This window comes from Nocardia amikacinitolerans, assembly GCF_900215415.1.
Taxonomy (GTDB): Bacteria; Actinomycetota; Actinomycetes; order Mycobacteriales; family Mycobacteriaceae; genus Nocardia; species Nocardia amikacinitolerans.
This window is the reverse complement of the sequence record NZ_OBEG01000002.1, coordinates 985,776-1,001,900: the sequence shown is the minus strand read 5'-3', so window position 1 is coordinate 1,001,900 and position 16,125 is coordinate 985,776. Positions and strand designations below refer to the sequence as shown.

Genomic DNA, 16,125 nt, shown 5'->3' with positions numbered 1-16,125 from the left:
GAGTTCGCTGGCGCGGCTTCGAAATCACGCCGACCTGCGTGGAGGGTATCCTTGGGCGCATGAGCGTGGCGTACGACCACTACCCGGAGCTGCATCGGCTGATCGAGCAGCTGCCGCCCGAGTCTGCTCGTGAGGCGCGCGCCGTCCTGCTGCGTCTGGTCAAGGGTGGTGCGTCTGATCGTTTGGCCGCGCTGCCGTCATTCGATGGACCGGAAGACCTCAGCGAACGAATGGATGCCGAACTGTACGAGGCACCATGACGCTGATCATCGACGCGAACGTCCTGGTCGCGGTGATGAACCGCAAGGACCGGCGCCACGCAGAGATGCGTGCATTCCTGAACAGCCGCACGGACGACTTCCTCGTGACCCCGTACGTGGTAGCCGAGGTGACTTATCTCCTCCAGAAGTACGCAGGCGCTCACGCCGAGATCCAGTTCATGGACGCGGTCAGCAATGGCGTTTTTCGGGAAGAGTTCAACCCTGACGACACTCCGCGGATCATCGACTTGATGAAGCAATTCGCCGACTTTCCCCTTGGCGCTGCCGCCGCGTCTCTGATTGCGGTGGCCGAGCGGCTAGGTGTTCACGACATCGCTACTGCTGACCAGCACTTCCGTGGAGTCAGAACGGCTGGGCTGGATTATCTGAACGTGGTGCCCTGATCCTCACGAATCACGCTTGTGCATAGAGAGTTTCGAGGTCGATCAGGAGCGGCTTCTCCGTGGAGGTGCGCAGGCCTTCATCGAAACCCGCGCCGCTGTAGCACGCGAGGACCGTGTCGGAGACGTCGTATCCCTTGCCGGACAGCAGCTCTCGTGCACGGATAAGGCGGTCCAGATGTCCCGTCGTCATCGTGCGGTCCCATTTCACCTCGCCGAGCGACAGAATGCGGCGGCGGCGTCCGGGCTCTTCGGGCGCGAGGACCGCGACGTCGATCTGGATCTGGCTTCGTCGATCCGGGTCCTTGACCACCGCGCCGGCGACATGTCCCGGCAATTCACCGAAGACCTCGGGACCAACTGACATTGCCCAATCCCGGCATATCGTCTCGAAATGAGGTCCGACGACCTGGGAAAGGAAGGTGGCCTGCGAACTTCGCCATGCCGCAGCCTGATTGCCTCGTTCCAAGGGCGTCCAGTGACGTCGCATGATCGCTTCGTAGAACACGATCAGTGGCTCGGCGATCCGGAAGACCGGTTTGCCCTTCTGAAAGGGGTCCGCCTCGCGAACGATCAGTTGGGAGTCTTCCAATACCGAAAGCGGATGCGCCATATCGGTGGAGCTGCGGCCGATCGCGCCTGCGATGCCGCCGCGCGTCGTATTTCCGGTGGCTATGGCAGCCAGCACCGCGTGATACAAAGCCACATCGCGGATCTCGGTTTCCTCGGCGAGGAGATAGCGAGCCTCACGGAACAGCGGAACCTGCGGGTTCAGAACCGTACGCAAAACCCACGAATCGAAATCCTCGAGCGATTCGGGTGCATCTCCGGCCACGAAGTCGCGACGGTAGGCCGGAGTGCCGCCAACGATCGAATGGACAAGTACGGCTAGTCGAGGGTCCTCGATTCCCCAAAAGGCGGCCGCCTGTCGATAGCCGAGCGGTTTGACGACCAACTCCAAACTCGCTCGTCCGCGCAGGGGTGCACTGCCGGACAGCAGGCCGCCCATCACCGACACCGCCGACCCGCACAACAGGATCCGTGAACCAGCGACCCGGGCGGGGCCGCGCGGGTCCAGGGCCCACTGGAGTAACGAAGGCAACGAGGGCGTGGCTTTGGTCAGATACGGAAACTCATCGATGACGATCAGGTCGTCGCCGACGACAGCGAACAACCGCTCGAGCGCTTCTTCCCAATTGCGGAAGACGTAGCGCCCCCCACCCGCGTATCGCGCGACGGCCCGGCCGAAGCGCTCCAAGGCCTCGATCTCGGTCGCCTCGGTCGCAGTGAAGAAGAAGCCGCCCACGACCTCGGAGAGCGCGTCGAGCAGGAAGGTCTTGCCCTGCCGTCGACGACCGCTGACGATGCCCAATCGCACGTCCGAGCTGGGCGAGGTGGCGAAGCGTAGCAATCCCTCCCACTCGCGGTCGCGATCGAACACCCTCTCGGGTTTCCGCATTGTGGCCATGCTTATAACTATACTTCTTATAACTACGCTTATACGGATCTTGGGGTGGGGTCTGCGGGGCATGTATCGGTGGTGTGTGATTTTCGATGTTGCGACTGAAAGACGGTGGCGCAGTTAAGATGTGGCACGGCTTGGCGCTGGTTCGGTGTCGGGGCGGCCCGGACGGCTGAGTGTGCGTAAGGGGGCGCGTTCGTGGGCGGCAGTGCGTTGGGGTGGGGTTCGTTGCGGCGGGGGACCGTGCGTGGGCGGGCTCGGGCGGCGGGGGCGCTGGTGAGTTTGGTTGTGTCGGTGGCGTTGTGCGTTGGGGCGGCCGCGGTGTGGGAGGTGGAGCGGCGGGAGGAGCAGCCCGGCTCGGGGCCCGCGACGTCGGTGATCGGGCCGCCGCCGCAAGGGATGCCCGCCGCGTTGCCGAGGGAGGTGCCGCGGCGGCCCGCGGTGCTGTTGGTGCGCGACGGTGTGCCCGGTCCGGTGGTCGGGCCGACGTACGGGCCCGGCATGCGGCTCACGCCGATGCGCGGTCTGCGCGGGATGCCGTTCGATTTCGACGTTCCGGAGACCTGGGGCTGCATCGGCGGCAGCAAGCGATTGCGGGCCGATGTGGTGTGGACCTGCGCCGACGAGCGCGGCGGGAGCCGGGCGGGCGGCTGGATCGGCGTGCAGTCCTGCCGCGCACCTTGCCGCGACACGGAGCAGACCGGTTTCCGTACCGAACTCATCGGACCGGAACCACGCTGGCGCGCAACGGATCCCGCGACCGCCTTCACGGAATCCCCGGCCGACATCGACGGTGAGCCTCGGGTACGAGTCGCCATGACGTACGCCTTCGCCGCCGACACCGGCGGCCCCGTCGACACCCTCGCCTTCGCCAGGCTGACGGGCCCACCCGCGACGCTGGATACCCTGCTCAGCCTGGTCAACGAAATCCGGCTGCGTGCAGGTGGGTGAGTGCTCGTCCGGTGAACGGCGGAGATCTGCGTTGGCCGAACGGGATCCACTCGCGCGCCGCTGGGGGCCGGTCGCGCGGCGGTCCGCATGCGTTGGTGGGCGGAATCCGGCTGCTGGATGCCTGCTCGCCGAGACGAACCGCCGCCGCTTCTTCGAAAAGCGCGGCCTCCGATTCGCGTATGCGGCCTCCGATTCGCGTATGCGGCGTGGCGGCCGTCGGCACTTCGACCGCGAAGCCCTGCGCGGGCATCGACGGTCGGGGACGCGCGCCTACGGAACCGCGGTGAACAGCTCGTAACTGTGTCCATCCGGGGCGAGCACGTACACCCCGCGACCGCCTGCCAGCCGGTTGATCCTGCGATCCCAGCCCCGCTCCGGTCCGGACCCGTACCGCACGTCGGGCCATCGCTGAAGTCGCGACAGCACCGCGTCGAACCGCTCGTCGTCGACCAGAAAACCGAAGTGCTGCGGCGTGACCGCGCCGCGGTCGTCGAAATCGAACGTGAGATCGGCGTTGAGGCGCACCGGCAGGAAGGGCCCGGTCGGCGCGCCCACCGTCAAGCCCATGAGTTCGGCGAAGAACGTAGTCGCTGCGGCTTTGTCGGCGGCACGGACGATCGTGTGGTTCAGAACAATGGACACCGCAACCTCCACAGTTGAATGCGATTCGCATACATATTACATGCGTATCGCATGTAACTGGCGTCGTGCGACTACCCTGAACCTCATGAACAGGACCACCACCCCGGACACCGCGATCGATGGCGGACCCGCACTGTTCCAGGTGGTCCGGTTCTGGTCCCGGCGGTGGATCAACCGCAGCTCGGCGCGGCTGCCAGAGGAACTGCGGAACGTGCAGCACATCCAGGTCGTGGAGGCGGTGGCGACGGCGACCGAGCGGGACGGCGAACCCACCGTCACCGCCGTCGCGCACCAGCTCGGCCTCGATCAGTCCGGCGCCAGTCGCATGGTGCGCGACGCGACCGCGGCGGGGTTTCTCGCCCGGTCGGAATCCGAAGTCGACCGCCGCCGCACCGCGCTGCGCCTCACGGCTCGCGGCGAACGCCTGCTCGCCGATGCCCGCGACTGGCAGCGGAACGTCTTCGCCGAGCTCACCGCCGACTGGTCCGCCGACGATCGCCGCCGCTTCGCCGGCTACCTCCAGCGCCTCAGCGCGGAACTGCGCGACTGAGTCCGCGTTGTTAGATCACACCCAATTGCCTTGACGCTCTTCTGAAGCCGCCCGTCGGCCGGTAAGTTGTCGGCGGACAAACCGGACAATGTGAACCGGACGGCGCGACAGGAAGCACAGGATGAGGATCAGCAGAATCACCGCGACGGCGTTGCTGGCACTGGCGGCCACCGGTCTCTCGTCGGGCGTCGTGCACGCCGAGCCCGCGGACCCGCTCGCGCAGACCGCACCGGCCGCGGCGGCGCTGAACCTCAGCGGCGCGTTCCACGAGATCGACTACCGCGTCGCAGTGGCCGAGGACCGCCGTTCCACCGTGACCACGCTGGAGGAAGGCACCTTCGGCCTCGTCAACGACGACCGCATCGTCACCATCGCCGACCGGGCAGGCCAGATCGTCGCCGCCCTACCGATGACCCTGCACATCGAGGGTCACCGCGTCGATCTCACCCCGATCGTGGACGAGGCAGGCACCCGACTGACCCTCGCGCCCGCCGCGATGTCGGAAACGCCGGTGCGCGAGATCAGTTCGCAGGAGCGCTTCTTCGCCGAGGCGGAGAAGGCCATGCCGCAGATCCTCGCGGGCGCCGCCATCGGCGCGGGCATCGGCTTCCTTGTCGGATTCCCGCTTGGTCTGTTCGTTCTCGACTTCATCACGGTCCCGATCACCACCGTCGTCGGCGGCGTGATCGGCGCGTTCGCGGGGCTGTACCAGGCGGGCGGTCAGCCTGCCATCGACGCGGCTCAGGCGTACCTCACCGGCCAGCCCTGACCCACCCCTTCGTTCGGGGCGCAGGGGTGAGCTTCTGCGTCCCGATGACCCGCGTACGTTTGGTCGACGCCGGGCGGAGTCTGTCGACAGCCTGCGCACGGCCGGAGCGAAGGCGGAGGTTTCGCCTAGCCGACGCAGCCGGACGGGGTCTGTCGATAGCCCGCGCACGGCCGCGGCGACGGCCGGGGTACGCCCAGTCGATGCTGCCGGGCGGAGTCTGTCGACAGCCTGCGCATGGCCGGAGCGAAGGCGGAGGTTTCGCCTAGCCGACGCGGCCGGACGGGGTCTGTCGATAGCCCGCGCACGGCCGCAGCGAAGGCGGAGGTGCGCCTACTTCCTTCTCGGCCGGATGACAGCGGTGAATCTCGCTGCGGCAACCGGCTTTCCGGCGCCGTCGGCAATCTCGACCGGCACCTCGAGCTCCACCGCGACGCGCCCCGCGATGTCCGAGCGAAGGCGCTCTAGGGTGTCCGCGTCGAATTCCGAGGTGGCGTGGAAGGGGCCCGCCGAGCCCTTGGCTCGCGCCAGATACTCGATGCGGCCGTCGCGGGCGACGATGAACGTCTCGCCCATCAGGTCCACGATGCCCGAGACGGCGGCGCCCATCGCGGCCGTCTCGGCCAGGCCGAACAGCACGGCCGCGTGCAGATCGCCGTTGTGGTTGAGGTGTTCGGCGCGCGGGGCGATGGCGACGACATTGCGTCCCGCGTCGAACTCGACGCCCTCGATGCCGGCGTACTGGATGAACCCCAGCTTCTGGAACCCGGCCATCACCAGGTCACCCATGGTCGCGCTGTCCATCCGAACTCCCACCGGGTCGCGGCAATTGAAACGTGTTCCAGTTTTACCCGACCCTCGCCGGGCTTGTCCACTTCGGGCGGGCGTTCGCGGAGACGTCGATCGGATTCGCGCGCGGGTATTGACTCGCGACCACGGGCTCGCAATACTGAACCTGATGGTTCAGTATGACTTCCTCGACGCCTCGTTCGGGGCGCTGGCGGACCCCACCCGGCGTGGGATCCTCGAGTGCCTCGGCCGCGGGCCCGCGACCGTCAGCGAACTGGCCGAGCGTTTCGAGATGACCCTCACCGGCATCAAGAAGCACATCCGGCTGCTGGAGGACGCGGGCATGATCGTCACGGAGAAGCGGGGCCGGGTCAGGTATTGCCGACTCGGCGAGAACGTCTTCGACCGCGAAGTGGCGTGGCTGCAGGGTTATCGGCGGATGGTGGAAGCCCGGATGGACCGTCTCGGTGAATTCCTCGAACGAACGGAGCCAGACCAATGAGCACGACAACCCGCGACGCCGACATCACCACTCCCGTCGATCGGGAGATCCACGTCGAGCGGATTTTCGACGCCCCGCTCGACCGGGTGTGGGACGCCTACAGTCGGATCGAGCAACTGGTCCAGTGGTGGGCGCGTGGCAATCGAATGGACGTGGAGCGCTGGGAATTCCGCAAGGGCGGCCACTACCGCTTCGTGGAGAACTCCGAGGACGGTTCGCACGGCTTCGAGGGGCGGTTCCGCGAGATCACCCCGAAGGAGCGGATCGTGCAGTCCTTCGAGTGGGACGGCATGCCCGCGCACGTCGCCATCGACGCCACCACATTCATCGATCTCGGCGACGGCCGCACCAAGGTCGTCACCGTCAGCCAGTTCCACACGCCGGAAGAGCGCGACGGCATGCTGCAGTCGGGCATGTCCGATGGACTCAACGCCAGCTACCGGAAGCTGGACGAACTGCTCGCCAAGTCGGCCTGAGCCGGATCGCCCGCGGGCGGGGTCGAGCTGCTTGTCGACTCCGCCCGGCGGATCCGCCGATCGCCCAGAGCGCCGGGCGATCTCGTCTGGCGCGAGCCGCCGAGTCCACGGATGCGGTGCCGGACTGGCCCGGAAAGCTCCGGGGCGGAACGTGATTCAGGAACGATCCACGCCGACGCGCCGCTTGCGCGGCTTCAGGTGCAACGCGGGCATCGGCGGCGCGGGGATGCGCTGCTCGGGCGAGTGACCGGCGATATCGGCGAATCGCTCGACCCGGCGGTTCTCCCAGTCCTCGCGCGCGGCCACGATCTCGTCGTGACTGCGCCCCACGAAGTTCCACCACATCACCAGTTCCTCGCCGAACGGCTCGCCGCCGATCAGCGCGAAGTGCGCACCGGTGCCGCTGACCAGCCGCAGCTCGGTGCGGTCGGAACCGAGGTAGAGCAGCGGACCCGGCTTGACCTCCGTGTCGGCGGCGGTCACCTCGCCCTCGATCACCAGCAGGGCGTGCTCGAAGGCCGGGTCGAGCGGAACGGTGATCTCGGCGCCGGGATCGATCCGCACGTCGGCGCCGACGGTCGGGGTATAGGCGATGGCGGGCGAGGTCAGGCCGGCGAACGAGCCGATCAGCACGATGGCGCGCACGCCGTCGGCCTCGTAGACCGGCAGGTCCCGATGCTGTTCGAAGTGCGGGTCGATGCCGGTGCGATGGCCGGGCAGCGCGATCCACAGCTGCAGGCCGTGGCCCGCGGGGGCGTCGGGGACGCTGTACTCCGAATGCGCGATGCCGCGGCCGGAGGTCATCAGGTTGAGCTGACCTGGATTGATCTCGACATCGGAGCCCACCGAGTCCCGATGCCGGATGCGGCCCTCGAACGGCCAGGTCACCGTCTGCAGACCGATGTGCGGGTGCGGTTCGATGTCGGGTGGTGCGTCGGTCTTGGTGACCGTCGGCGAGCCGAAATGATCGAGGAAACACCACGCGCCGACCGTCGGCAGATCCCGTTGCGGGAGCACGCGTTCCACGAAAACGCCGCGCACGCCGCCAAGCGGCACCTCCCGCGCGGGGTAGAGCTCGGCCACCGGACCCGGGCCCGGCGCCGGTTCACACACCGACTCCGCCGGATGCGGATCGAGATCGCTCACTGCTGCCCGCTCTTGGCGGTCATGTGCTTTTCGTACTCGGGGTGCTTCTCGATGTAGGCCTTGATGAACGGGCAGTGCGCGGTGATGGTCCGGCCGCGCGCGACCACGTCGTCGAGCGCTTCCTTGGCGAGCTTGCTGCCGAGGCCCTTGCCCTCGAAGGCCTTGTCGATCTCGGTGTGCACGAAGTCGCTGTCGTTGCCGCGTTCGACGTATTCGGTGAAGCCCGCGAGCTCGCCGCCGTAGTAGATCTCGTAGCGGTTCTGCTCCGCATTGCGCGCGACCTTGGTCTCCGCGAGATCGGTCATGGTTGCCTCCTCCTTGTGCGCCCGAACCGGGTGCTGGCTCATGATCGACACGCGGTTGAACGCGCCGATCGTGGTGGCCACCCAGACGATTACCGACATCTGGTCGTCCGACAAATGCTCTCGTGCCAAAGCGTACTCACGCTCGAGTGTCGCTTCATCCGGCAGAACGGCCGTGACCTCGGCGAGGGCGAGCGCGGCTCGGTCCAGTGCCGAGTACGGTCCGCCGCGCCGCCAGCCGGGCAGCACCGCGATCTCCTGCTCGGTGGCGCCCGCCCGCAGCGCCGCCCGGTGATGGACGTCCAGGCAGTGCGTGCAGCCGTTGAGCTGGGAAACCCGCATGTTGACCAGCTCGACGAGCCTGCGGTCGAGCCCGGCCGCCGCGGCCGCGGCCCTGACCTCTTTCGCCGTGGCGAGCAGGGCGCGGTAGGCGACGGGTGTTTGCTTGTCGACCCACACCCGGTTGTCGAGGTTCATGGTGTCGAATCGTAGCCGCATTTGGTTGACATGTCACCCTCAAGTGATCGATCGACGCCCTTTGCCCGACCGGGCGAGGATCGTGTCCTACTCCCGTCCGGCGGAAGTGAAAGACATATCCGCGTAACGGTTTCCGGCCACCTGCGCCGCGATCGGCTCGAGCGTCGCGAGCTCGTCGGCGGACAAGGTGAGCGCGGCGGCGGCCACGTTCTCGACCAGGCGCTTGCGGCTGCGGGTGCCGGGAATCGGAACCACCGGCAGACCGTGCGCGGCCGCCCTGCTGTGCACCCAGGCCAGCGCGACCTGCGCGGGCGTGACACCGCGCGCCTCGGCGACGGCGCGTACCGGGGTAAGCAGTTCGGCGTTGCGCGCCGCGTTGTCGCCGGTGAAGCGCGGCATCGCCCTGCGGAAGTCGTTCGTGTCGGCCAATTCGCCCGCCGCCTTGAACGATCCGGTGAGGAAGCCGCGGCCGAGCGGCGAATACGGGACGAAGGCGACACCGAGTTCCGCCGCGGCGGGCACCGCGGTGTTCTCCACGTCCCTGGAGAACAGCGACCACTCCGACTGCACCGCGGCGATCGGGTGCACCGCGTGCGCCGCGCGCAGTTCCGCGCCGGTCACCTCGGAGAGGCCGAGCGCGCGCACCTTGCCCGCCGCGACGAGCTCTGCGAGGACGCCGACCGTATCCTCGATCGGCACCCGCACATCGCGGCGGTGCATGTAGTAGAGGTCGATGGTCTCGATGCCGAGCCTGCGCAGGCTCGCGTCGACGGCGGCGCGGATGTACTCGGGGGAGTTGTCGATGCCGCGATAGGTGGGGTCGTCGGCCTTGCGGACGATGCCGAACTTGGTGGCGAGCACCACCCGATCGCGATTGGCCCGCACGAAATCGGCGAGGAATTCCTCGTTGTGCCCGGAGCCGTAGATATCGGCCGTGTCGAACAGGGTGACACCGAGTTCCAGCGCCCGATCCAGGGTGGCCCGCGACTCGGTGAGGTCGGACGCGCCGTAGAACTCGCTCATTCCCACGCAGCCAAGGCCCTGCGTCCCGACCTCGATGCCGCTCGCGCCGAGCGCGGTGGTGGGGAGCGTTTCGGTGATGGTCATGTCTTGATCCCTTCGCTGTCGTCCGTGGTGCTCGCGGCCGGCCGGACGGCGGATTTGCCCTCGTAGATGGCGATCTTGTAGTCCAGCACGGCCACGGTCCGTTGCAGTTCGGCGATCTTGGCGACTACTTCGGCGCGCGTCTCACGGAACATCGCGAGCCGCTCGGGGAAGGTGGAATCACCAGCGCGCACCAGCTCCGCGTAGCGGAGCATGTCGGCGACCGACATGCCGGTCGTGCGCAGCTTGCCGATCAGGTCGAGCCACTCCAGGTCCCGATCGCTGAACCGGCGCTTGCCCGTGTGGTCGCGGCCGATGTAATCCATCAACCCGATCCGCTCGTACCAGCGCAACGTGTCGCGGCTCAGACCCGACCGTTCGGCCGCCTCGCCGATCGAGTACCTCGGCCGTTCCCGCTCGCTGTCCCCGACGCTACGCGCCGTTGCCGTCACGACTCCGCCTCGCCGACGCTCGGCTGCGTCGTGCCCGTTGGCGGACTGTGCCTATGGTTCACTCGCTGACGCTCGCTCACGACTGCGCCTCGCTGCCGCTCGGCTCCGTCGTGCGCGATGGCGCGCTGTGTCGATGGTTCACTCGCTGACGCTGGCTCACTGAACTCGCCCCTCTCGTCGAACACGGACGACGCTAATCACCTGGAGTGCACTCCAAGCAACACCGATTCTGCCGACCGTGCGCGGCGTGCGGCACGACGTGGGGAAAGGCGCGGGTCAGTTGTACTTCGGCAGTTCCTGGACGGCCCACTTGTTGCCGTCGGGATCGCTGAAGAAGGTGAACAGGCCCCAGCCCATGTCCTGCACGGGTGTGGCGTCCACGCCCGCCTCGATCAGCTGCTGATAGGCCTTCTCGGCGCTGGCGACCACCATCTGCATGCCCTCGACACTGCCGGGGGCTGCCTCGGTGATGCCGCGCCCGATGCAGATCGAACAGCCCGAACCGGGCGGTGTCAGCTGCACGAAGCGGATGTCCTCGCTCGGCGAGTGGTCGTGGTCGGCGTTGAAGCCGATGCGGGTGTAGAAGTCCTTGGCCCGGTCGACGTCGGTGACGGGAATCGCGACGAGTTCGATTTTCCAATCCATCGGGTCAGCATCCCACCGCCCACCGACATATCGGCCGATATCGGCGGTACCGAGTCGGCGGGCCGAAACGGGCTTACTCTGGTGGCATGCCTGGAAAGGAAATCGACCGGATCCGGGCCCGCTCGGCCTGGGCCACGGTCAAGGAGAGTCCCGTGATCACCGCGATCGCAGTGGCGCCGTTCGTCGTCGCGCTGGGCGTCGTCTGGTGGCTGACAAACGGATTCGTGGCGTTCCTGCTGCTGATCCTGCTCGGCGTCGGCGTCGTGGTGGGCGGCAAACTGCTGAAATGACCGGCGGCAGCCGACGCCGGGGTAGCTCAGCGGGGAATGTGGAAGCGCACGAGTTCGCCGGTGCCCGCGTCGATGTCGGACCACGGACGGTCGAATTCGAGCACGGCGAGCGCCGACGTCGGGAACTTCCTGCTCAGCTCGACAGCCTGATTCGAATTGCGATTGGCCGCGAGTTCCCATGCGGTCCACGGCATTCCGGGTGCGTGGCCGATCAGCAGCAGGGTCTCGACGTCGTCGTCGCTGAGCTGGATCAGTTCGATGAGGGTCCGCGGCGACGCTTCGTAGATGCCGCGTTCGTAGACGACAGGGGCGGTGATGCCGGTGGCGGCCAGTGTTTCGCGGGTCCGTACGGCGGTCGAGCAGCGCACCGCGTCGATCGGCGGCTGGGTCTCGCGCAGCCAGTCGCCCGCAAGCCCGGCCTCCCGCTGTCCGCGCGGCGCGAGCGGGCGCTCGTGATCGCCGACGCCGTCCGGGTAACTGGACTTGCCGTGCCGCATCAGGATCAGGGTCCGAACCATGGCAATACCGTAAGCCTCCGCCTGTGACCGGGGTGTGATAGGCACGTAGGCAGTCCGAAGAGAGGCGTACGCCACTCTCGAGGCACACTGAAAGCGGCGTCACATATCGCTATCCGCTCGCTGTGACACCGCGGCCCACCGCAACCCAGGGTGGCACCAGCCCACGTACATTTTCGAGGATCTGCACAATATGGCCTACGTAATCACGCAGCGTTGTTGCAACGACGCCAGCTGCGTCTCCGAGTGCCCGGTCGACTGCATTCGTCCCACGCCGGACCAGCCGGAGTTCGCGACGACCGAAATGCTCTACATCGACCCGGACACCTGCATCGACTGCGGCGCCTGTGTGGACGCGTGCCCGGTCGAGGCCATCTTCCCCGAGGACGATCTGGCGGCCTCGCTCGCGCGGTTCCGCGACATCAATGCGGCCTACTTCGAACGGCACCCGCTCGAATCCAACTTCGACCCGATCGTGCCGCCGCAGCGCCCGCCGAAGGAACTCGGCACCCTGCGCGTCGCCATCGTCGGCGCCGGGCCCGCGGCCTGCTACGCCGCCGACGAACTGTTGCGCCGCTGCGATGCCGAGGTCGAGATGTTCGACCGGCTGCCGACGCCGTGGGGTCTGGTGCGCGCGGGCGTCGCCCCCGACCACCCGGGAACCAAGACGGTCTCGGGCATGTTCGAGTCCGCGTTCCGCCGCGAGACCCTGCAGTACTACCTGAATGTCGAGGTTGGCACACACATCTCGCACGAGGAGCTGCTCGGGCACCACCACGCGGTGATCTACGCGGTCGGCGCGGCCAGCGATCGCCACATGAACATTCCCGGTGAGGACCTGCCCGGCAGCCACTCGGCGACCGAGTTCGTCGCCTGGTACAACGGCCACCCCGACTACGCCGACCGGCAGTTCGACCTGTCCGGCGAGCGCGCCGTGATCGTCGGCAACGGCAACGTCGCGCTGGACGTGGCGCGCGTGCTCACCGTCGACCCCGACGAACTCGCCAAGACCGACATCGCCGACCACGCGCTGGATGCCCTGCGCGGCAGCAATATCCGCGAGGTCGTCGTGCTCGGCAGGCGCGGCCCGCTGCAAGCGGCCTACACCTCGCCGGAGTTCCTGGCGCTCGCCCACCTGAAGGGCGTCGACGTGATCGTCGACGAGGCCGAGCTCGAGCTCGACCCGGCCAGCCAGGCGCTGCTGGACGACCCGGAGGTCGAGCCGTCCTTGCAGCTGAAGTACACCCTGGCGAAGGAGTATGCCGCCGGTCGCCGCGACCCCGCCAACAAGCGGATCGTCTTCCGCTACCTGGCTTCGCCGACCGCGGTCACCGGCGCCGAGCGCGTCGACGGCATCGAATTCGTGCGCAACGAACTGGTCGAGGAAGGTGGCCAGCTGGTCGCCCGCGCGACCGACCGGACCGATCGGCTGGACGCCTCGCTGGTGCTGCGCTCCATCGGCTACCGCGGCGAGCCCGTCGCGGGACTGCCGTTCGACGAGCGCCGCGCAGTAGTGCCGAACGAGCACGGCCGGGTGCTGGGTGAGGACGGCGTCCCGCTGCCCGGCGTGTACGTCAGCGGCTGGATCAAGCGCGGTCCGCGCGGGGTCATCGGCTCGAACCGCGTCGACTCCGAGGAGACCGTCGAGCAGCTCGTCGCCGACTTCATCTCGGGCAAACTCGCTGCGCCGCAGGGTGATCGGGGCGCGCTGAAGGCGCTGATCGCGCAGCGGCAGGCCGATCTCGTCGACCGCGCCGGTTGGAAGTCCATCGATCAGGCGGAGAAGGCGGCGGGCAAGGCCGCTGGCCGTCCGCGCGTCAAGTTCACCACCCGCGAGGACCTGCTCAAGGCGGCGCGGGGCTGAGTGCCGAGGCCGTCGGGCGGGTCCGCGTGGTCTGCCCGGCGGTCGGATCGTCGGGCGTACGGGTTCGGCCGGAGGGCGTTCAGCGCGTCAGCCGGGCAGCGGCATGATGCGCACGACGGTCGTGGTCGTCCCGCCGACCACGAACCACAGCCGCAGCACCGGCCGCCCGTTGCGGTCGCCCGGTTCGTAGCGGCTGCGCACGCTGATGTGCTGGCGCGCGAGCACCGGGGCGACGTACTCGATCACCGCGCGGTGCGGACCCGCGACCAGCTTCGGATAGTCCACGAGGAACTGCTCGACGGCCTGCCAGTAGCAGGCGTTGTTCACGTGGTTGTACTGGTCGATGTCGGTGGCCCGCACCGGAAAAGGTAGGTCGGTGTCCGATTCCGGGGGAGTCGAGTCGGTCAGGTACGGCCGCCACCGCAGCCGGTGCTCGCTCGCGGTCCTGGCCAGGTAGGAAAGGCCCTCGTCGCTGATCCGGGTCGGCCGGTTGGTCGACTCGTTGATATTGATCCAGAAGCCCTCTGTCTCGATCAGCCCGCCGTTGTCGCTGGTGATCCGCACCCGCATGTTCGTCCACCTGGTCGACATGCTCGAACACCAGCGCAGCAGGTGCACCTGGTCCGGCCAGACGATCGGGCGGATGACGTCGATGACCGTGCGGCGAACGATCCAGCTCGGATCAGACCGGTGCAGGAACGTGTGATGCAACTGTTCCCAGGCGATATCCTGCAGGTATCTGGCGACGGCGTCGAACCTCAATCGGTCGTACGGATCCACATCGCCAGCCCGTACCGGCCACGCCGAGGCATAGCCCATGCCCTCCTGGGTCAGCGGGGCGAGTGGCTGATCGAGTGACACTTGTGCTCCTCGCGCTGCACGTTGTGCCGCGTCTTCTTGCGGTGCTGTTGTGAGACGACTTTACGGGGCGTACGTCACACCCTCGCGTCGAGCCGCCTGTACTCACTGGTATACGAACCCCCGCACCACACCCCGAATCGTCCACGGACCGGGCGGCCCGGTGAAATGCCCGAGCCGCGAAACCGCGGGTGATCAGTAGCCGACGTACCCCTCTCCCCGGCTCATCGCCGCGATACCTGGAACATTGCTGAGCGATCCGTAGCGCTCGATGGCGTAGCGCGTTCCGGCGATGATGTTGTCGACCGGGTTCCAGATGTCGTCGTGGCCGGGCAGCTTGTAGGAGTTGAACGTCGGGTCGATGGTCTGCATGATGCCCTTCGACGGAATGCCCGCCGCGGCGTTGCTGTCCCAGAGGTTGATCGCGTGCGGGTTTCCGCCGGATTCCTTGTCGATGATCATCGAGATGATCGCGGCGTCGCTGTCGCTGATGTCGTATCCCTTGGCGCGCAGCGCCTGGATCGCCTCTTGGATCCACTTGGCCTTGTCCCCGGTCGGCATTGGGCCGGTCGGGGCGCTCGAACTCGGCCCACCCGAGTACGAGGAATCGGAAGGTGAGCCGGAGTAGCTGTTGTTGCCGCCGGACATCACGTAGTTCGGCTTGCTCGGGGATTGCGTGGTGGGTGGGGTTGTGGCGGCCGGGGTAGTGGTGGTCGATGGGGGTGGGATGAGGTTGGGGTCGGCGAGGCCGTCGAGGGCCGACTGGAGTTTGGTGATCGCGGTGTCGACCTTGCGCTGTGCTTCGGTGGCCACGTTCTCGGCGGTTTGCAGCGCGGTGGTGATCTGGGTTTCCCAGTTCGCGGCGTCGGCGCGGATGCGAAGGCGCAGGTCGTCGGCGGCTTGGCCGGTGAGGTCGCGGAGCAGCTCCTCGGTGCGCGCGGTGGCGTCGACGGTGCCGTTGTCGTTCACGGTGAACCCGGTGATCAGACCCATGCCCGCGGCCGGGACCGGACCCGCGCTCGCCGCCTGGTCGCGCAGCCGCAGCACGTTGGATTTGGCTTCGTTCAGGTTGCCGACCTCGGCCTCGAAGGCGGTGGCGAGCTCGAGCAGGGCGGCGCTCACCGCGCCGGACCGGCTCTTCTCGGTGTCCATCCGCTGGTTGGCGGCGTCGGCGGCCGCGCCGGACCACACCCTGTCGGTGCCGAGCCGTGCGGTGTCGTCGGATCCCTTGCGCACCGCGGCGTCGAGTTGCTCGGAGAGCTTGCGGGCGTTCGCCCCCGCGGTGCCGATCTGGTCGGGCTGCCATGCGGAGACGTTCGCGATGGTGAGCGTCATGGCAGCTCGAGTGCGATGGTGCGGAGGCGGGCCGCGAAATCGTTCTCGGCGACTTCGTAGGCGCCTGCCGCGGTGCGGGTGCTCTGGGCGACCTTCTCCAGCCGGTCGGCGATGCGCTGCAGGCACTGGTTGGTCAGGTCGGTCGCGCGGCCCGCGGAGTTACCGAAGGGGGTGCCTCGCAGGGCGGAGACGGCCGGATTGAACCCGTTGCCGATGTTGAGCCCGCGAATCAGCCCCGCCTCGGCGCCCAAATTGTTCGCGAACGTCTGTAGCGCTTGCGGATTCACCTGCAACTGTGCGGCAGGCTGTGCGCCGTCGACCATGGAAAAGCCCCCTTC

The 16,125-nt window shown here is 67.7% G+C and carries 21 protein-coding genes and 1 pseudogene; 9 read left to right on the top strand and 13 right to left on the bottom strand.

Translation table 11 applies throughout. From position 1 onward, the window contains the following. Positions 1-59 precede the first annotated feature (59 nt). Both CRP45_RS12650 and CRP45_RS12645 read left to right on the top strand, forming a co-directional pair. Complete coding sequence (locus CRP45_RS12650) at positions 60-260, top strand: hypothetical protein (protein WP_101750184.1); 201 nt, start codon at positions 60-62, stop codon at positions 258-260. After that, entirely contained in the window at positions 257-664 is a 408-nt protein-coding gene (locus CRP45_RS12645) for a type II toxin-antitoxin system VapC family toxin (RefSeq protein ID WP_097245184.1), read from the top strand. Before CRP45_RS12650 ends, CRP45_RS12645 begins: the two co-directional genes overlap by 4 nt. 10 nt (positions 665-674) lie before the next feature. Here the strand turns inward: CRP45_RS12645 and CRP45_RS12640 are convergent, their stop codons facing one another. Further along, entirely contained in the window at positions 675-2,129 is a 1,455-nt protein-coding gene (locus CRP45_RS12640; RefSeq protein ID WP_218841135.1) for an AAA family ATPase, read from the bottom strand. Positions 2,130-2,399: 270 nt separating this feature from the next. Between CRP45_RS12640 and CRP45_RS12635 the strand changes: the two genes are divergently transcribed. Next, positions 2,400-3,074, top strand: a complete 675-nt coding sequence (locus CRP45_RS12635; RefSeq protein ID WP_143861419.1) for a hypothetical protein — start codon at positions 2,400-2,402, stop codon at positions 3,072-3,074. 270 nt (positions 3,075-3,344) lie between these two features. On the opposite strand, the gene CRP45_RS12630 is transcribed toward CRP45_RS12635, so the two are convergent. Continuing rightward, positions 3,345-3,716, bottom strand: a complete 372-nt coding sequence (locus tag CRP45_RS12630; RefSeq protein ID WP_097245182.1) for a VOC family protein — start codon at positions 3,714-3,716, stop codon at positions 3,345-3,347. Between the two features lie 85 nt (positions 3,717-3,801). Between CRP45_RS12630 and CRP45_RS12625 the strand changes: the two genes are divergently transcribed. Next, positions 3,802-4,266 carry a MarR family winged helix-turn-helix transcriptional regulator gene (locus CRP45_RS12625; protein WP_067791467.1) on the top strand — a complete coding sequence of 155 codons (465 nt, stop codon included), beginning with the start codon at positions 3,802-3,804 and terminating at the stop codon, positions 4,264-4,266. A gap of 121 nt (positions 4,267-4,387) precedes the next feature. Next, the gene (locus CRP45_RS12620; RefSeq protein WP_097245181.1) at positions 4,388-5,035 is read left to right on the top strand and encodes a DUF8020 domain-containing protein; all 648 of its coding nucleotides are present in this window, start codon (positions 4,388-4,390) and stop codon (positions 5,033-5,035) included. A 330-nt stretch (positions 5,036-5,365) separates the two neighbouring features. Here the strand turns inward: CRP45_RS12620 and CRP45_RS12615 are convergent, their stop codons facing one another. Then, complete coding sequence (locus tag CRP45_RS12615) at positions 5,366-5,836, bottom strand: PaaI family thioesterase (protein ID WP_097245180.1); 471 nt, start codon at positions 5,834-5,836, stop codon at positions 5,366-5,368. A gap of 154 nt (positions 5,837-5,990) precedes the next feature. Here CRP45_RS12615 and CRP45_RS12610 point away from each other — a divergent pair, with 154 nt between their 5' ends. Continuing rightward, positions 5,991-6,323, top strand: a complete 333-nt coding sequence (locus tag CRP45_RS12610) for an ArsR/SmtB family transcription factor (RefSeq protein ID WP_097245484.1) — start codon at positions 5,991-5,993, stop codon at positions 6,321-6,323. Beyond that, positions 6,320-6,799 carry an SRPBCC family protein gene (locus CRP45_RS12605; protein WP_097245179.1) on the top strand — a complete coding sequence of 160 codons (480 nt, stop codon included), beginning with the start codon at positions 6,320-6,322 and terminating at the stop codon, positions 6,797-6,799. The genes CRP45_RS12610 and CRP45_RS12605 overlap by 4 nt, the downstream gene beginning before the upstream one ends. 156 nt (positions 6,800-6,955) lie before the next feature. On the opposite strand, the gene CRP45_RS12600 is transcribed toward CRP45_RS12605, so the two are convergent. From CRP45_RS12600 to CRP45_RS12580, 6 genes and pseudogenes are all read right to left on the bottom strand, one after another. Then, positions 6,956-7,945, bottom strand: coding sequence for a pirin family protein (locus tag CRP45_RS12600; RefSeq protein WP_097245178.1), 990 nt, complete (start codon positions 7,943-7,945; stop codon positions 6,956-6,958). Further along, positions 7,942-8,250, bottom strand: coding sequence for a GNAT family N-acetyltransferase (locus CRP45_RS35115; protein WP_308209806.1), 309 nt, complete (start codon positions 8,248-8,250; stop codon positions 7,942-7,944). Before CRP45_RS35115 ends, CRP45_RS12600 begins: the two co-directional genes overlap by 4 nt. Positions 8,251-8,271: 21 nt before the next feature. Next, positions 8,272-8,724: pseudogene (locus CRP45_RS35110) on the bottom strand (carboxymuconolactone decarboxylase family protein); the annotation flags it as partial. Positions 8,725-8,811: 87 nt separating this feature from the next. Then, positions 8,812-9,831 carry an aldo/keto reductase gene (locus CRP45_RS12590; RefSeq protein WP_097245176.1) on the bottom strand — a complete coding sequence of 340 codons (1,020 nt, stop codon included), beginning with the start codon at positions 9,829-9,831 and terminating at the stop codon, positions 8,812-8,814. Then, positions 9,828-10,280 carry a MerR family transcriptional regulator gene (locus CRP45_RS12585; RefSeq protein ID WP_097245175.1) on the bottom strand — a complete coding sequence of 151 codons (453 nt, stop codon included), beginning with the start codon at positions 10,278-10,280 and terminating at the stop codon, positions 9,828-9,830. Before CRP45_RS12585 ends, CRP45_RS12590 begins: the two co-directional genes overlap by 4 nt. A gap of 276 nt (positions 10,281-10,556) precedes the next feature. Continuing rightward, the gene (locus CRP45_RS12580) at positions 10,557-10,925 is read right to left on the bottom strand and encodes a VOC family protein (RefSeq protein ID WP_067784007.1); all 369 of its coding nucleotides are present in this window, start codon (positions 10,923-10,925) and stop codon (positions 10,557-10,559) included. Between the two features lie 86 nt (positions 10,926-11,011). Here CRP45_RS12580 and CRP45_RS12575 point away from each other — a divergent pair, with 86 nt between their 5' ends. After that, on the top strand, positions 11,012-11,215 hold the full coding sequence (locus CRP45_RS12575) for a hypothetical protein (protein ID WP_067784009.1): 204 nt from the start codon (positions 11,012-11,014) through the stop codon (positions 11,213-11,215). 26 nt (positions 11,216-11,241) lie between these two features. Here the strand turns inward: CRP45_RS12575 and CRP45_RS12570 are convergent, their stop codons facing one another. Next, positions 11,242-11,733 (bottom strand): SixA phosphatase family protein, encoded by a 492-nt coding sequence (locus CRP45_RS12570; RefSeq protein WP_067784011.1) that lies wholly within the window; start codon positions 11,731-11,733, stop codon positions 11,242-11,244. Positions 11,734-11,923: 190 nt separating this feature from the next. Here CRP45_RS12570 and CRP45_RS12565 point away from each other — a divergent pair, with 190 nt between their 5' ends. Further along, positions 11,924-13,594, top strand: coding sequence for an FAD-dependent oxidoreductase (locus tag CRP45_RS12565; protein ID WP_097245174.1), 1,671 nt, complete (start codon positions 11,924-11,926; stop codon positions 13,592-13,594). An 87-nt stretch (positions 13,595-13,681) separates the two neighbouring features. On the opposite strand, the gene CRP45_RS12560 is transcribed toward CRP45_RS12565, so the two are convergent. From CRP45_RS12560 to CRP45_RS12550, 3 genes are all read right to left on the bottom strand, one after another. Then, on the bottom strand, positions 13,682-14,455 hold the full coding sequence (locus CRP45_RS12560) for an acyl-[acyl-carrier-protein] thioesterase (protein WP_067784015.1): 774 nt from the start codon (positions 14,453-14,455) through the stop codon (positions 13,682-13,684). 192 nt (positions 14,456-14,647) lie between these two features. After that, positions 14,648-15,787, bottom strand: coding sequence for a transglycosylase SLT domain-containing protein (locus CRP45_RS12555; RefSeq protein WP_097245172.1), 1,140 nt, complete (start codon positions 15,785-15,787; stop codon positions 14,648-14,650). Continuing rightward, positions 15,784-16,110: a type VII secretion target gene (locus CRP45_RS12550; RefSeq protein WP_097245171.1), complete on the bottom strand. Its 327-nt coding sequence runs from the start codon at positions 16,108-16,110 to the stop codon at positions 15,784-15,786. Before CRP45_RS12550 ends, CRP45_RS12555 begins: the two co-directional genes overlap by 4 nt. Between the last annotated feature and the right edge of the window lie 15 nt (positions 16,111-16,125).

Bases quoted from the DNA above. Each gene is read 5' to 3' on its own strand.
- CRP45_RS12650 (WP_101750184.1), top strand. From the start codon at position 60: ATGAGCGTGGCGTACGACCACTACCCGGAGCTGCATCGGCTGATCGAG.
- CRP45_RS12645 (WP_097245184.1), top strand. From the start codon at position 257: ATGACGCTGATCATCGACGCGAACGTCCTGGTCGCGGTGATGAACCGC.
- CRP45_RS12640 (WP_218841135.1), bottom strand. From the start codon at position 2,129: ATGGCCACAATGCGGAAACCCGAGAGGGTGTTCGATCGCGACCGCGAG.
- CRP45_RS12625 (WP_067791467.1), top strand. From the start codon at position 3,802: ATGAACAGGACCACCACCCCGGACACCGCGATCGATGGCGGACCCGCA.
- CRP45_RS12620 (WP_097245181.1), top strand. From the start codon at position 4,388: ATGAGGATCAGCAGAATCACCGCGACGGCGTTGCTGGCACTGGCGGCC.
- CRP45_RS12615 (WP_097245180.1), bottom strand. From the start codon at position 5,836: ATGGACAGCGCGACCATGGGTGACCTGGTGATGGCCGGGTTCCAGAAG.
- CRP45_RS12610 (WP_097245484.1), top strand. From the start codon at position 5,991: ATGGTTCAGTATGACTTCCTCGACGCCTCGTTCGGGGCGCTGGCGGAC.
- CRP45_RS12605 (WP_097245179.1), top strand. From the start codon at position 6,320: ATGAGCACGACAACCCGCGACGCCGACATCACCACTCCCGTCGATCGG.
- CRP45_RS35115 (WP_308209806.1), bottom strand. From the start codon at position 8,250: ATGACCGATCTCGCGGAGACCAAGGTCGCGCGCAATGCGGAGCAGAAC.
- CRP45_RS12590 (WP_097245176.1), bottom strand. From the start codon at position 9,831: ATGACCATCACCGAAACGCTCCCCACCACCGCGCTCGGCGCGAGCGGC.
- CRP45_RS12580 (WP_067784007.1), bottom strand. From the start codon at position 10,925: ATGGATTGGAAAATCGAACTCGTCGCGATTCCCGTCACCGACGTCGAC.
- CRP45_RS12575 (WP_067784009.1), top strand. From the start codon at position 11,012: ATGCCTGGAAAGGAAATCGACCGGATCCGGGCCCGCTCGGCCTGGGCC.
- CRP45_RS12570 (WP_067784011.1), bottom strand. From the start codon at position 11,733: ATGGTTCGGACCCTGATCCTGATGCGGCACGGCAAGTCCAGTTACCCG.
- CRP45_RS12565 (WP_097245174.1), top strand. From the start codon at position 11,924: ATGGCCTACGTAATCACGCAGCGTTGTTGCAACGACGCCAGCTGCGTC.
- CRP45_RS12555 (WP_097245172.1), bottom strand. From the start codon at position 15,787: ATGACGCTCACCATCGCGAACGTCTCCGCATGGCAGCCCGACCAGATC.
- CRP45_RS12550 (WP_097245171.1), bottom strand. From the start codon at position 16,110: ATGGTCGACGGCGCACAGCCTGCCGCACAGTTGCAGGTGAATCCGCAA.